This is a genomic window from Nostoc foliaceum FACHB-393 (assembly GCF_014698505.1).
Lineage (GTDB): Bacteria > Cyanobacteriota > Cyanobacteriia > Cyanobacteriales > Nostocaceae > Nostoc > Nostoc foliaceum_A.
In genome coordinates this window covers 41,209-56,009 of sequence record NZ_JACJTD010000018.1, presented here as the reverse complement: position 1 = coordinate 56,009, position 14,801 = coordinate 41,209, and the positions used below count along the sequence as shown (strand labels likewise).

The 14,801-nt window shown below is 42.8% G+C and carries 14 protein-coding genes; 8 read left to right on the top strand and 6 right to left on the bottom strand.

Annotated features, from left to right (window positions below; translation table 11 throughout):
• Window positions 1–15: 15 nt before the first annotated feature.
• A complete protein-coding gene (argH, locus tag H6G92_RS16540) occupies window positions 16–1,404 on the top strand; it encodes an argininosuccinate lyase (protein ID WP_190894736.1) in 1,389 nt (462 codons plus the stop codon).
• A gap of 70 nt (window positions 1,405–1,474) precedes the next feature.
• On the opposite strand, the gene H6G92_RS16535 is transcribed toward argH, so the two are convergent.
• Window positions 1,475–1,639 carry a hypothetical protein gene (locus H6G92_RS16535; protein ID WP_167407613.1) on the bottom strand — a complete coding sequence of 55 codons (165 nt, stop codon included), beginning with the start codon at window positions 1,637–1,639 and terminating at the stop codon, window positions 1,475–1,477.
• A 642-nt stretch (window positions 1,640–2,281) separates the two neighbouring features.
• On the opposite strand from H6G92_RS16535, the gene H6G92_RS16530 reads away from it, so the two are divergent.
• From H6G92_RS16530 to H6G92_RS16515, 4 genes are all read left to right on the top strand, one after another.
• Window positions 2,282–2,776, top strand: coding sequence for an NUDIX hydrolase (locus H6G92_RS16530; RefSeq protein ID WP_190894735.1), 495 nt, complete (start codon window positions 2,282–2,284; stop codon window positions 2,774–2,776).
• 202 nt (window positions 2,777–2,978) lie between these two features.
• Window positions 2,979–3,791 carry an alpha/beta fold hydrolase gene (locus H6G92_RS16525; protein WP_190894734.1) on the top strand — a complete coding sequence of 271 codons (813 nt, stop codon included), beginning with the start codon at window positions 2,979–2,981 and terminating at the stop codon, window positions 3,789–3,791.
• Window positions 3,792–3,865: 74 nt separating this feature from the next.
• Entirely contained in the window at window positions 3,866–4,009 is a 144-nt protein-coding gene (locus H6G92_RS41140) for a PEP-CTERM sorting domain-containing protein (RefSeq protein ID WP_190894806.1), read from the top strand.
• Window positions 4,010–4,438: 429 nt separating this feature from the next.
• Window positions 4,439–5,893 (top strand): amidohydrolase, encoded by a 1,455-nt coding sequence (locus H6G92_RS16515; RefSeq protein WP_313889974.1) that lies wholly within the window; start codon window positions 4,439–4,441, stop codon window positions 5,891–5,893.
• Window positions 5,894–5,920: 27 nt separating this feature from the next.
• On the opposite strand, the gene H6G92_RS16510 is transcribed toward H6G92_RS16515, so the two are convergent.
• On the bottom strand, window positions 5,921–6,772 hold the full coding sequence (locus H6G92_RS16510; RefSeq protein WP_190894733.1) for a pantothenate kinase: 852 nt from the start codon (window positions 6,770–6,772) through the stop codon (window positions 5,921–5,923).
• Between the two features lie 110 nt (window positions 6,773–6,882).
• Between H6G92_RS16510 and H6G92_RS16505 the strand changes: the two genes are divergently transcribed.
• Together H6G92_RS16505 and H6G92_RS16500 are read left to right on the top strand one after the other, a co-directional pair.
• A complete protein-coding gene (locus H6G92_RS16505) occupies window positions 6,883–8,607 on the top strand; it encodes a diflavin flavoprotein (protein ID WP_190894732.1) in 1,725 nt (574 codons plus the stop codon).
• A 147-nt stretch (window positions 8,608–8,754) separates the two neighbouring features.
• Window positions 8,755–10,467 (top strand): diflavin flavoprotein, encoded by a 1,713-nt coding sequence (locus H6G92_RS16500; RefSeq protein WP_190894731.1) that lies wholly within the window; start codon window positions 8,755–8,757, stop codon window positions 10,465–10,467.
• Between the two features lie 268 nt (window positions 10,468–10,735).
• Here the strand turns inward: H6G92_RS16500 and H6G92_RS16495 are convergent, their stop codons facing one another.
• The 4 genes from H6G92_RS16495 to H6G92_RS16480 all read right to left on the bottom strand — a co-directional run bounded on the left by H6G92_RS16495 (window position 10,736) and on the right by H6G92_RS16480 (window position 12,626).
• Window positions 10,736–10,975 carry a type II toxin-antitoxin system HicA family toxin gene (locus tag H6G92_RS16495; RefSeq protein WP_190894730.1) on the bottom strand — a complete coding sequence of 80 codons (240 nt, stop codon included), beginning with the start codon at window positions 10,973–10,975 and terminating at the stop codon, window positions 10,736–10,738.
• Entirely contained in the window at window positions 10,975–11,325 is a 351-nt protein-coding gene (locus H6G92_RS39505) for a type II toxin-antitoxin system HicB family antitoxin (protein WP_242059164.1), read from the bottom strand. Before H6G92_RS39505 ends, H6G92_RS16495 begins: the two co-directional genes overlap by 1 nt.
• A 136-nt stretch (window positions 11,326–11,461) precedes the next feature.
• Window positions 11,462–11,788 carry an RNA recognition motif domain-containing protein gene (locus H6G92_RS16485; protein WP_190894729.1) on the bottom strand — a complete coding sequence of 109 codons (327 nt, stop codon included), beginning with the start codon at window positions 11,786–11,788 and terminating at the stop codon, window positions 11,462–11,464.
• A gap of 295 nt (window positions 11,789–12,083) precedes the next feature.
• The gene (locus tag H6G92_RS16480; RefSeq protein ID WP_190894728.1) at window positions 12,084–12,626 is read right to left on the bottom strand and encodes a phycobiliprotein lyase; all 543 of its coding nucleotides are present in this window, start codon (window positions 12,624–12,626) and stop codon (window positions 12,084–12,086) included.
• A gap of 620 nt (window positions 12,627–13,246) precedes the next feature.
• On the opposite strand from H6G92_RS16480, the gene H6G92_RS16475 reads away from it, so the two are divergent.
• Window positions 13,247–14,764 carry an efflux RND transporter periplasmic adaptor subunit gene (locus H6G92_RS16475; protein WP_190894727.1) on the top strand — a complete coding sequence of 506 codons (1,518 nt, stop codon included), beginning with the start codon at window positions 13,247–13,249 and terminating at the stop codon, window positions 14,762–14,764.
• Window positions 14,765–14,801 lie beyond the last annotated feature (37 nt).

Sequence of the window (14,801 nt, the reverse complement as noted above, 5' to 3'; positions counted from 1 at the left end):
CTCTTTTCATAATTTATGACCGAAAAACAAACTTGGAGCCAGCGGTTTGAATCAGCATTGCATCCAGCGATCGCTCGTTTTAATGCCAGTATCGGTTTTGATATTGAATTAATAGAATATGACCTCACTGGTTCTCAAGCCCATGCCAAAATGCTCGCTCACACGGGCATTATCTCCCAAGAAGAAGGTGAGCAACTGGTTGCAGGTTTAGAAAAAATTCGCCAAGAATACCGTCAGGGTCAATTTCAGCCTGGTGTCGATGCTGAAGATGTACATTTTGCAGTTGAACGACGACTGACAGAAATTGTCGGCGATGTTGGTAAAAAGCTGCATACAGCGCGATCGCGTAATGATCAAGTTGGCACCGATACCAGACTCTACCTCCGCGACCAAATCCAACAAATTAAAAGCGAATTGCGAGAATTTCAAGGTGTTTTACTGGATATAGCCGAAAAGCATGTTGAAACCCTGATTCCTGGCTATACCCACCTACAACGCGCCCAACCCTTGAGTTTAGCTCACCATCTCTTGGCATACTTTCAAATGGCGCAACGCGACTGGGAACGCTTAGGAGATGTTTCTCGCCGCGTCAATATCTCACCTTTGGGGTGCGGTGCTTTAGCGGGAACTACTTTTCCTATTGATCGCCACTACACAGCCAAACTATTGAATTTTGACGATGTTTATGCTAATAGCCTTGATGGAGTGAGCGATCGCGATTTTGCGATCGAATTCTTGTGTGCTGCTAGCTTGATTATGGTTCACCTCAGCCGCCTTGCAGAAGAAGTCATTCTTTGGTCATCAGAAGAATTCCGTTTTGTCACCCTCAAAGATAGCTGTGCCACTGGTTCCAGTATCATGCCCCAAAAGAAAAACCCCGATGTACCAGAATTGGTGCGGGGAAAAACAGGACGTGTATTCGGGCATCTACAGGCGATGTTAGTAATTATGAAGGGATTACCCTTGGCATATAACAAAGACCTACAAGAAGATAAAGAAGGAATATTTGATAGTGTCAACACAGTCAAAGCCTCTCTAGAAGCAATGACGATTTTGCTCAGAGAAGGCTTGGAATTTCGTACCCACCGGTTAGCAGAAGCTGTGGCGGAAGATTTTTCTAACGCGACCGATGTAGCAGATTATCTAGCAGCACGTGGTGTCCCTTTCCGGGAAGCTTACAACCTTGTGGGTAAAGTGGTAAAAACTAGTATTGCCGCAGGTAAACTCCTGAAAGATTTGAAATTGGAAGAGTGGCAACAAATACATCCGGCATTTGCAGCAGATATTTATGAGGCAATATCCCCCCGTCAAGTTGTGGCAGCTCGTAACAGTTACGGTGGTACTGGCTTTGTACAAGTCAGCAAAGCACTCATAGCCGCCCGCGCTCAAATCCCTATCAATTAAAAAATAAGGGCGTACAAATGTGCGCCCTCAAAAATAAATAATCTAAATAACAAGGATTTAAGCAGACAGCTTATTCAGTGTCAGCTGCTGCTGCGCCTTCTTCTTCTTCACTCTTTGGTGGTCTTTGTTGGAACCTTCTCTGCATTCTTCCTGTCGTAGTTCGTTTACGAAACTTTCTGGCATACGCCTGGTTCCGTAGCGCCTTTTCTTTTTTCGGGTTACGGCGCTTGGCCATGTTCACCTCATTAATAAACAACAAAAAAAGTAGCAACTAGGCATCACATAGGCAATATCAGCTACCAATGTCATTGATATACTTGTAGCCTAGTGCAGCAATAAATACGCTTTAAACAGTGTACTAGTCTACCGCATTCAACCTTTGTCTGTCAAGAAAAATTCTAAATTATCTTTGCCAGCTAGACATAAAATAACTTTTATTAGATTCAAATTCGTCAAATAGATGTAAATTAACTAACTAGTTGTTCTTGGAACAAACCAAACAATGTTATCAAGAATTAGGTGGCAGTCTCAAACCAAACCCCGCTTAATTATCTCTTCTGAATTCTAGATTTTAACTGCTTATTCAAATTAATTTTTTGAATAGATGTTGAAAAACTATTAGTGATAGCTGATTTTGGCAAAACGAATATTAGTGATAAACTGAAAAGTTTTCTGGCTTAACAAATAATATGTATATATGAATACAGTGCTTCTATTGAAACTTGATGTTAGAATTAATAATATTCTACGTAAATCGTAAGAATAAAATCTCAACCCACAAACATCTTAGTATAAAACAAAACTCAACAAGAATTTTATTAGTTGAGTCTATGTAAGTGGTAGAGAACTATAGAATACAATACAAAAATTTTGAAGATTGAACGTTATTGCTTTTTTTCCGGCAGCTGTCCAGTCCACACGTAGCTTATGGCGTATTGGACAAACAGTATTGGGTATAATATTTCGTCATCCCATTACTGGCACTAGTATCATCCCAATTTTACCCGATGGTCGGATAGTACTGATTCGACGGCGTGATGATGGTCTTTGGGCATTACCTGGAGGCATGGTGGATTGGGGAGAAGATATTCCCAATACAGTCCGCCGGGAATTGATCGAGGAAACCGGGCTAGAATTGGTGAAAATTAATCGTTTGGTAGGAGTTTACTCCGCACCAGACCGCGATCCCAGAATCCATTCAATTTGTATTGTGGTTGAAGCCGAGGTGCATGGGACAATGGAGATTCAAGATACTTTAGAAGTCATGGAAATCCAAGCTTTCTCTCCCAATTTGCTACCTTCAGGACAGATGTCTCACGATCATACTCGGCAGTTGCAAGACTACTTGAATGGCTTGACAACACTGGCATAACAATATTTAGTTGTTAGTCATGAGTCATGAGTCATGAGTCATTAGCTGCCAAAGTATATGATTTAAGGAAGCCTCTTTTGTCTATGAAACGCTACAGGAACGGCTCACACTTCTCTATTTGTAATTTGCCCAAAACTAATTACTAATGACCAATGACCAATAGCTATTTATTATGGTGCTAAAAGTTAACTACTAAATTAAAATGGATACACTATTCCGTAACTCGCGGATAAAGCTCTCTCAAGGGCTGATATTCTGGCGTGAAGTCGGTGAAAAAACTCCTATAATTTTTCTACATGGTGCTTGGAATGAGAGCAGTCAATGGTTATCTGTAATGAAGTCCCTTGCACAAGATTTCCATTGCTTTGCGCCTGATTTGTTAGGGTTTGGTGAATCAGAAAATCCGAATATCCACCATTCGATAGATTTACAAGTAGAGTGTCTAGCTGAATTCCTACAAGCTGTCAAATTAGAAAAAGTATATTTAGTAGGGCATTCTCTTGGGGGTTGGATTGCTGCTAGCTATGCTTTAAAGTATCCAGAGAAAGTTGATGGTTTGATACTGTTCGCACCAGAGGGTGTAGAGATTGAAGGACAAGAACAGTATTGCCAGAAGATGCGGCGATTACTGAGCTATCCACCACTATTAGTTAAATTGTTGCGATCGCTAACTCCCTTCACTAAAATCTTAGGTTGGCATGAAAAAATTGCACAGGACTTGCAGCTGCGTCAGTCGCTATTGCCGTATCCCATCGGTTGCCAGTTACTTTTCAAACGGCGACAAGCAGAAATTGAAGCGGAATTAGTACAAAAGCGGCTTTACATGATAGATGTGCCAGTTTTTATTTTACAAGGTGGCCAAGATACACCAGATGCTTTAGCCAAAAGCCGGGTTTATGCTCAACTGATGCCGAAAGTCGAGTTGAAAATGATTGCTCATGCCGGAAATGACTTACCAGAATCTTGTGCTGGAGTTGTAGCAGTTGAGATTCGGGAGTTTATTAAAGGGAATTGAGCATTTGGACTTATCGTTTTGCTGGAAGCAACCGCAAAGTATGCAACTTTACACAGAATTGATATGAGGGAACAATAGATCAGAACAATGGATTAATTAATATTACCCCTATTACCCCAGTCCCTGAACCATTAACAACGGGTGGCACAGTTCTCACTGGTAGCATTGCCTGGTTGATAAAGCGTAGACAAGTTGCTGCTCAGAAAGCCAAAGCTTAACCCTCTTGAGACACTCTAATAAAACTTTAATTTTTCGTTGATTTAAATATCAAAAATTCCTTAACTTTTCCAAGATTGATGAAAGCTGGTCACAGATATCTAAAGCTTCTGTGACCAGCTTTAATTATTCTGGGATAAGAAAATTCAAAAGCAACTTTTAAAATTCAAACAATAACGGGGTTTGAAGGTTTATTTCCTAATATTATGTCTATAATCAATTCTCATTTTTAATGAGAGTCTTATTTAGTAACGATTATTTTTCTCCCAAGAAAGTGATTAAGAACCGATTAAAGGTTGCTATTCAAGACTAACAATTTGTGAAGAATGCTTACAGATATATGAGTGTAAATCACAATTTTTAATGGTGAAATTAGTAGCAATTAGACGGATGATAAAGTCACGACAAAAATTCAACAAGGATATTTTAGTGTGAAATATCATCTGACAAAATACTATAAGCTATTAGTTCTTTTTGTCTGTACGACGTTGTTCGTCTTTTTCGGTCAGATAGTTATTGCTCAGAGTAACTATAATCTAGTTGCTCAAGGGAAGCAAAGAGTACAACTGATTGTGGGTGGCGATTTCATCGTAACGATGAACGAGGCACAACCCGTCATCCAGAATGGTGCGATCGCCATTAAGGACGGCAAAATTGTTGCAGTAGATACACAATACAAAATCACTTCATCTTACAGAGCCGACAGGACGCTGCCAGGCGACGGTATGGTGCTGATGCCGGGTCTGGTCAACGGTCATTCTCACTCAGCAATGGTTCTGTTTCGTGGTCTTGCGGACGACTTAGCGTTGCAGGATTGGCTCCAGAATTACATCTTCCCAGCAGAAGGGAAGTTCGTTGATGAAAATTTTGTCCGCGTTGGCGAACAGCTTGCCTGCTGGGAGATGATACGCGGTGGTACAACAACCTTTGTTGATATGTACTTTCAGCCAGATGTCGCTGCCAAAGTCGTTAGTGAATGCGGCTTACGCGCCATTATTGCGCCCTCGTCAATAGATTTTCCCAGCCCTGGTTTCCAAGGATGGGATGATGCCTTTGCCTCGTCGATAAATTTTCTGAAACGTTGGAAAGGTAAGAACGAACGTATAATACCAGCTATTGCTCCACACGCTCCCTACACCGTCTCGCCAGAGCATCTCGTCCAAGCTATTCAGGCTGCGCGTCATTACGATGTGCCGTTGACAATTCACCTGGCAGAGACACAAGCTGAAGTTAAAGATGTCCAGCAACGCTATAACGCAACCCCAGTCAAACATTTAGACAATCTTGGCTTCCTGGAACCGCGTGTATTTGCCGCACACGTTGTCTGGCCTAACGCAAGTGAAATCGCCCTGCTGGCTAAACGCGGTGTTGGTGTTATCCACAATCCTGACTCGAATTTGAAACTGGCTTCTGGTTTTGCGCCGATTCCGGCGATGCTGAAAGCGGGAATTAAAGTTGGTTTAGGCACGGATGGAGCCGCATCGAATAACGTTCTTGATATGTGGAAGGCAATTCGCCTCACCGCCCTCATTCATAAAGGGACTACCCTTGACCCCACTGCTGTACCGGCGAAGACAGTTTTGCGTATGGCAACACTTGGCGGTGCAGAAGCACTCGGCTTATCAGATAAAATTGGTGCGATTAAGGTGGGACTTCAAGCAGACCTAATTCAAGTCCAGCTTAAAGAACCACACTTGCTCCCGCTTTACGATGTCATCTCGCATCTTGTTTATGCAGCAGATGCTCAAGATGTTGATACTGTGATTGTAAATGGGCAAGTTTTAATGGAAAAACGTAGGATGCTCACGGTTGACCCTGAGAGGATTCGCCGTGAAGCTACTTCCATTGCTCAGAGAATAAAAGCTCAATTCCGACCTTCTAATTGATTAATCTTAAGCTGCTCTGGGTCTGACTTAGAGCAGTTTTGTTATTTCTCGCATTCCCCAAAAAATCAAATTTTGTTCCACAATTAAACTATCTGCAATTTCAGGATATAAGGCTTGTAGATAGTTTATTAATAAAGTGCCATCGCCCCCTTTAATCGCAATCTTCCCATTAGGAAATAATTGCCACCACGCTTCAATAAAATCTTTAATCCCAGCTAATATTGTATAAATGACCCCGCTTTGAATAGCTGCTGTAGTATTGAGAGCAAAACGTATTGGTAGAGATAGAAAGTTTTGCATTTCTACTAATGGTAATTGTCCTGTCTGTTGACCGAGAGTTGCAAATTGCAAACCTAATCCCGGCAGAATTGCACCTCCAACTAGACACTCATTAGCATCCGCTGCCGTAAAAGTTAGCGCTGTTCCCGCATCAATGACTAATATTGGAAAACCCCATATTTTCCCCGCACCCCATAAAGCTAAAGCGCGGTCAATTCCTAGTGTGGGATAAACACCTTTTAGCGGTATTTGGTCTAATGTAATAACACTAATGTTGGGATAACTTTGCCAAATAGCGGTTTGGCTGGGAACTACAGAGGCGACAAGGAGAGGAGGGAGAGACGCAAAGAGAGGAAGGGAATTGTCTCCGTATCCTTCTTGTTCATTAGTTCTCTGATGGGATGGAAAAATTTTTTCTAGTAAATCATTTAGGGTTTGACATGCAGCCAACTGTTGTATAACAGACTCAGGTAGATGGTCGGTATCCCAAACTGAGTAAAGCGTTTCGCTAACAAACAACGCCCAATGCAGGCGGGAATTCCCAATTTCCAAAGCTAGCCAAATATTATCTGTGTGTTCTGGGTGCTTATGCGGTTTCACACTTTTAACTTTTTTAAGTCAGTCATAGGTTTTTTAATAAAAATTAACATTCATCCCGTGTCACAATAAACCTAGAGGAAGAAATACTCATTGTGTTAAGGAGGGGAGTTATGGTAGCGCTCACCGAAAAAACTGAAAAACGGCTCACCATACAGACTGTGGAAATCGCTCAAGAGACGACGGCTATTCGCTCTTTGGATTGGGATCGCGATCGCTTCGATATTGAGTTTGGTCTGCAAAACGGTACTACTTATAACTCGTTTCTCATCCGTGGGGAGCAAACTGCTTTAGTTGATACCTCCCACGAAAAGTTTCGTCAACTATATTTTGATACACTGACCGGACTAATCAAGCCAACTGATATTGATTATTTGATTATCAGCCACACCGAGCCAGACCATAGCGGTTTAGTTAAAGATTTGCTGCAAATGGTTCCAGAAATTACCGTTGTCGGTTCTAAAGTGGCCATTCAGTTTCTTGAAGATTTCGTACATCAGCCATTTAAACGGCGGATTGTGAAAAATGGCGATCGCTTAGATTTGGGCAATGGGCATGAATTTGAATTCGTGATTGCTCCAAATTTACACTGGCCGGATACTATTTTCAGTTTCGACCACAAAACAAAAATTCTCTATACCTGCGATGCTTTTGGGCTGCACTATTGCTCAGATAGCACCTTTGATGAAGACTTGGCGGCTATCGAAGAAGACTTTCATTACTACTACGATTGCTTAATGGGGCCGAATGCCCGGTCAGTTTTATCTGCCCTGAAGCGGATGGGAGAACTGAAAACCATCGGTATGATTGCCACAGGACACGGGCCATTATTATCCCATAATGTTGAAGAACTGGTTGGACGTTACCGCACTTGGAGCCAAACGCAAACCAAGGCAGAAACAACGATTGGGATATTTTACGTTTCCGAATATGGGTATAGCGATCGCCTCGCGCAAGCAATTGCCAACGGTATCGGTAAAACTGGTGTCGCCGTGGAAATTGTTGATTTGGGATCTGAAGTAGATTTACAAGAACTGCGGGAACTAGTTAGCCGTTGTGCTGGACTCATTGTTGGTCTACCTCCGGCTTCTGGCGCTGCGAGCATTCAAGCTGCACTCAGCACAGTTTTAGGATCTGCTAAAGAAAAGCAAGCTATCGGCGTGTTTGAAACTGGCGGTGGCGATGATGAGCCAATAGATCCTTTGCTGAGTAAATTCCGCAATTTGGGTTTGACAACAGTTTTTCCAGCGATTCGGATTAAAGAAACACCCACAGAAAACATCTACAAGCTGTGTGAAGAAGCGGGTACTGACTTAGGTCAATGGGTAACACGCGATCGCAGTATCAAAGCCATGAAATCCCTTGGTGCTGACTTAGATAAAGCATTAGGTAGACTCAGCGGTGGGTTATATATCATCACCGCCAAAAAAGGCGATGTTTCCAGTGCGATGTTAGCCTCTTGGGTTGCTCAAGCTAGCTTCAAACCCTTGGGATTTTCCATTGCAGTCGCCAAAGATCGGGCAATTGAATCACTCATGCAAGTAGGCGATCGCTTTGTTCTCAACGTCTTAGAAGAAGGCAATTTCCAACCATTAATGAAGCACTTTTTGAAGCGGTTCGTCCCTGGTGCCGATCGCTTTGAAGGAGTGAGAACCCAGCCAGCCGAAAATGGTGCCCCCATCCTCAACGATGCCCTCGCCTACATGGAGTGCGAAGTCGTCAGTAGAATGGATTGCGGCGACCATTGGGCAGTATACAGCACCGTCTATGCCGGACGAGTTTCTAAGCCAGATGCTTTAACTGCTGTGCATCACCGCAAAGTTGGTAATCACTATTAAAAAATGAGGAGTTAGGAGTTGTAAGGACGAGTTTAACGAAATACATCGTCTACATGGAAGTACAGAGCTTTGAATTAACCACTTTCTTCAACTCCTAACTCATAATTCATAACTCCTAATTCATAACTCCTAACTCCCTAAACAGCCATGTCAACAAATAAACCCCGTGATGTTCAAGTTTATCCAATAGCTACAGATACAAGAATACTGCGATCGCGCAGTTGGTCTAGGCTCAGGTTTGAAATTGAATACGCTCTTGCTAAGGGTACAACTGCTAATTCTTATTTAATCGAAAGCGAGAAAACAGCTATAATCGATCCTCCAGGGGAAACGTTTACAGAGATTTATTTAAAAGCGTTACAGCAGCGTTTTCATCTCGAAGACTTAGATTATGTAATTTTGGGACACATCAACCCCAACCGCGCTGCAACTTTAAAAGCTTTATTGGAAATTGCCCCGCAAATCACTTTTGTTTGTTCTAATCCAGGGGCGATTAATTTACGTAGTGCGCTAGAAAATCCAGATTTACAAATTCTTGTGATGCGGGGCGAAGAAACCCTCGATTTAGGCAACGGGCATAATTTACAATTTATCCCCACCCCCAATCCCCGCTATGCAGATCAACTTTGCACATACGATCCCCAAACAGAAATTCTTTACTCAGACAAGTTATTTGGGGCGCATGTTTGTGGAGATCAGGTATTTGATGAAGGCTGGGAAGTATATAACGAGGATCGGCGCTATTATTTTGATTGCCTCATGGCTCCCCACGCCCGTCAAGTTGAAACAGCGCTGGATAAACTAGCTGATTTTCCAGTAAGAATGTATGCCACTGGACACGGGCCTTTGGTACGCTATGGCTTAATCGACCTGACCAAAGCTTATCGCCAATGGAGTCAGCAGCAAACATCTGCTGACTTGACAGTAGCGCTGATTTATGCATCAGCTTATGGGAATACGGCAACATTAGCCCAAGCGATCGCTCGTGGCATCACAAAAGCTGGCGTTGCCGTAGAATCAATTAACTGCGAATTTACTGAACCAGAAGAAATCCGGGCGGCTGTAGAGAAAGCCGGTGGTTTCATCATCGGTTCTCCGACCCTCGGCGGTCATGCACCCACACCCGTGCAAACAGCTTTAGGAATTGTACTATCCACCGCTACTAACAATAAACTCGCTGGTGTTTTTGGTTCCTTTGGCTGGAGTGGTGAAGCAGTTGATTTAATTGAGGGTAAATTGAAAGATGCTGGCTATCGGTTTGGTTTTGACACCATCCGCGTCAAATTCAAGCCCGACGATACCACCTTACAATTATGTGAAGAAGCCGGAACCGACTTTGCCCAAGCCCTGAAGAAAGCTAGAAAAGTGCGATCGCCAAGTCAACCTGCAACAACTATAGAACAAGCAGTTGGTCGGATTGTCGGTTCTCTTTGCGTTCTCACAGCAAAAGAAGGCGATCGCTCCAGTGCCATGTTAGCCTCTTGGGTAGCTCAAGCTAGCTTTAATCCCCCTGGTTTAACCATCGCCGTCGCTAAAGAACGCGCAGTAGAAACACTGACGCATACAGGAAACAAATTTGTCCTCAACATCCTTAAAGAAGGCAATCATTTGGGATTGATGAAGCACTTCCTCAAACCATTCGGTCCAGGACAAGACCGATTTGCTGATGTCGCCGCCGAAGAAGCGGAAAACGGTTCTCCCATACTTACGGATGCCCTAGCATATCTTGAATGTTCCGTAAAAAATCGGATGGAATCTGGCGATCACTGGCTAGTTTATGCGACTGTCGAGAATGGTAAAGTCCTAAATCAAGATGGCGCTACAGCAGTGCATCATCGCAAGTCGGGAACACATTATTAATTGGGAATGGGGCAGTGAGATGCTAAAGGGTAGTCTAAAACTATTCTCTAAACCCCAGTCCTCTCTATAAAACTGAAGTGTCGAGTTTTAAACTCGAAGTTTGGAGTTATGAGGTAAAAGTAGAAGTTTGCAGAGTGATCGCATATCATCTTGTTTTCAAGAATCGCCTATTGGTAAGCTTGTCTGGAGAGATGCGATCGCCTAGTTCAAGAATTTATTTGTGACTGTATCTTTTAGAGTGTTTTGAGTGAAAACGGAATGCAACCTTTCAGATTTGCTCATAAGCAGACAAAAAACCCTCTCTTGAGATACCCGCTTGAGTACAGATGGATCTCAAGGTTGAACCTTTAATTTGAGAGTGGTTAGGCATAGTCAGTGGAGTTTTTGTTCCATCTTCGTTTTCTCGCTCCATAACAATATGCTCTCGCTCCCTAATAATACTAAATCCAAGAAATTCCAATGTTTTAATTACTTTAGCTTTAGGTGCGTCTACTGGAAATTTAACCATTAAATAGGAACCTCAGCTTCCGCCACAAAAGCTTCTAATACTGGTGATTCCTCTTCTAAAACCTCTTGACCAAATGTCTCTATATGGCAGCGGATAGCAGATTTAACATCAGCTAGTGCTTCTTCATAGCTGTCACCTTCGCCAACTACAACCCCCTTGATACCCAAGGGATAGGCTACGTAACCGTCATTATGTTTTTCAACAATAATTTTGATTGCTCTCATTGATTTTCTTTGTAGTCCTATTTCATTTAACTTGCATATTTTATGCTCTCTTGTGGTTTTATTAATCACTCTCAACAAAATCTCTTGCTGTTGATTTCTTTCACTGAGCTTTCCAATGTTATCCATATCATCAGCGCCCGTCTAGCTACTCGAAAGGAACGTAAAGATTATGAACAACAAGCCAAGTTTTGTATAGAAAAGGCTCAAGCATTGCTGCCTGAGCCTTTTCTAGATTCAACTAAATGACTTTCGCCTATTTAGGTTAGTAGCGACCACCACCGCCACGGTTGTAGCCGCCGCCACCACCGCCACGATTACCACCACCACCGAAGGAACCACCTCGGTCTTCTCTGGGCTTGGCCTTATTCACTTTAAGGTCACGACCCAGCCATTCAGCACCATCAAGCGCTTCAATGGCTTTTGTTTCTTCATCTTCTGAACTCATTTCCACGAAAGCAAAGCCGCGTAAACGGCCTGTTTCACGGTCAGTAGGTAGCTGAACACGCTTTACAGCACCATATTCTGCAAATACAGCACTTAGCGCATCTTGTGTAACTTCATAGGAGAGGTTACCAACGTAAATTGACATTAAATGTCTCCAAAATCATAAGTTTGTAGAGATTTAGATTTCGGAGAGAAGTCTGTAATACCAAAAGGGAAAAGCCTGTCAATACTAAAAACAAACACTGTCGCCGAATTAATTCTCATTTCATTTCCCATGATTACATAGCAGGGAACTTCCTGGGGGAAAGTTTGAAAAACTGTTATAAAAAGTTATATTACCAGTTGATAGCTAGATGCTGGGTAGTTCCAAAACGGCTGAGGCTATAGCCCCCAGCCACACCCACCCGTTAACAATTCAAAATTCAAAATTCAAAAATAAACTAACTCTCTATTCTCTTTTCTAAATATTGGCCAATCATCAACTGCTCACCAGCACGAGAGATGATGGTCTGTCTGGTGCGGTATTTACTGCCAATTAGCTTTAACTCTTCCTCAAAAACTGAACCGCTGTATTCAGTTCGCAAACACAGTGTTTTCGGGTTGGAGAAATAATACTGGGCGGTGACTGGTTTGGATATGGCAAAACCGCGATCGCGATACAAAATGTTTCCCATCACCCCAAATATTGTTGAACCTTGCGACTCCTTCTTTGCCTTCAGCACATCCGTACTTTCCCATACAACTGCTGCACCACAGATTAAACTACCTGCATCAGACAAATCGTGCATCTGAGCTAGCTTTTGCAATTCATCACAGCCCTGTTCTAAAAAATTGATCGTAACTATACTTTCTATCTCCTTGGTTTCTCCCTCAGGTAGGGTGTAGTAGCGTCGTTGCGATCGCCACTTACCTGCTGATTCCTGGAAAAATTCGGAAATCTGGGATTCATTAGTGGTTTGTACGATTTTGAGCAATGATGTCACGCCTTACCTTCCTCACCTAATGCAAATATATTTCTGGTAAAAAACTTCATTCTTGCTGTTGTTGCTATGGTATTTATCGCCCTGTTTCTTGCCATATTACGCAAGGGGGGTAAGAAAAAATAGTGTTTTCCACTACATTATAGACTTAAAAAGCAACAAATCTTTAATATTCTTAATAAAGTAAATAAAATCCTATACGTAGTATTATTTATGGCAGGAAAAAATAAGCATGTAAAAATAAAGGTAATTGTTGTAATCCTGCCCATATTATGATATGGAACCAAAATTTCCATATCTTTAGAAAAATCGAGGTTTCTCCTATGGGTAGATTCCAGAAAAATGACAAATATTTATACTAAGTTTATAATTTATTATCTGCAAGAAGATTTATCTACCTCTGCGTCAGAAGTAGAGCGGTGAGAAATTTTGGACTTTTGTGGGAAAACAGTAATTTCTGATACAGAAACTTACTGTTAGACAGCTTATGCATTCTCGCCGTTTTTGGTTAATTATATCTCTCAAAATTACTTGGTAAAACACGGCTGTTTAACCCCAAAAGCTCCCCAATAGGAGAAAAATGAATGATTTTGGACACGAATAAGCCGCACAAACAGGTGAAAATGAAAGATCACGGAGTCGCTAACCAACTAATTAATATCCAGTTAGATTCATTTGTGAATACTGAAGTGGCGAGCGCAGATTTAAAGAGTAGACTTCTTGCAAACAGTACTAATTCAACAGGTGGAAAAGCGAAAGGGGAAAATTACTTCTTTTTCTCCACTTCTGTAAGAAGTTTATTAATTCCTTGTTTGGTAGGTATAGGACTGCTGACGGCAAGTTGCGGCTCACTGCCCAAAGAATCAGCCGGAGCACAATCTCAGCAACCTGGTGCTGGAGAACGCGGTAGTGCAACACCTGTAGATGTGGCGCTCGCTCGAACCGACTCGCTGCAAACACAACCAGAATACACAGGTAATACAACACCGTTTCGAATTGTATCACTGCGATCGCAAGTGGAAGCCCGGTTGTTGGCTTTGAACTTAGATGTGGGCGATACGGTAAAGCTTGGGCAGAACGTTGGGCAGTTAGATGATGCCATACTTCTGACCGAATTAAAGCAAGCAGAAGCAGAACTAGCTGCCCTCAAATCAGAAGTAGCTAGGGCAACAAATCAGGTAAGCAATGCCCGTGCAGACGTTGAACGGGCGCGGCTAGAAGTGGTGCAAGCTCAGGCAGACTCAGAACGGCAACAGAATCTATTCAAAGCCGGAGCGATCGCTGAACAAACTGCCCAGCAAGCACGTACCCAGGCGCAAACAGCTGCACAGGCACTACGGGCAGCTCAAGAGCAAGTCCGTACAGAACAGCAAGCTGTCGCCGCTGCCCAAGGTAGAGTAATTGCCCAACAGGCGTTGGTTGCTCAAACCAAAGAGCGTAGGTCTTACGCTCGGCTCACATCCCCGATAACTGGCGTAGTCACAGAAAAGGTGACAGAACCTGGCAACCTTCTGCAAGCAGGTAGCGAAGTCTTGAAAATTGGCGACTTTAACCGCGTCAAAGTCGTTGTGCAAGTTTCCGAATTAGAACTGGCACAAATTCAGGTTGGGCAGTCTGTACAAGTGCGCTTAGATGCTTTCCCCAACGAAACATTAATGGGCAGAGTTACGCGCATTTCCCCAGCTGCGGATGCCACAGCTCGCTTGATACCTGTAGAAGTAGTGATTCCCAACACTCAAGGGAAGATTGGTAGTGGACTGCTGGCGCGAGTCAATTTTGAAAACCAGACTCAACAGCGTGTAGTTGTACCGCAAACAGCTATTCAGAAACAAGTAGGCAATAAGAACTCCAAGAGTACAGGGGAGAAGCAAACAAATGTACGGCAGGACTCTTCCCCACTCAACACATCTGGTATAGCAGAAGCAAAGTCGCAAGACCGAAGTGGGACAATATTTGTCGTCAAAGACACAGAAGGCAAAACCAACGTAACAGCACGAGCCGTAATGTTGGGAAAAAGGGCTGATGGGAGAGTGGAAATTTTATCCGGTTTGCAAGCGGGAGAGCGCTATGTTGTTCGTAGTGGTAAGCCGTTAAAAGAAGGTGACACTGTAAGTCTTTCAATTCTTTCAGAAAAGCAATAGTAGGGTGAGCAATAACCACCATACCAAGGAAAAAAGT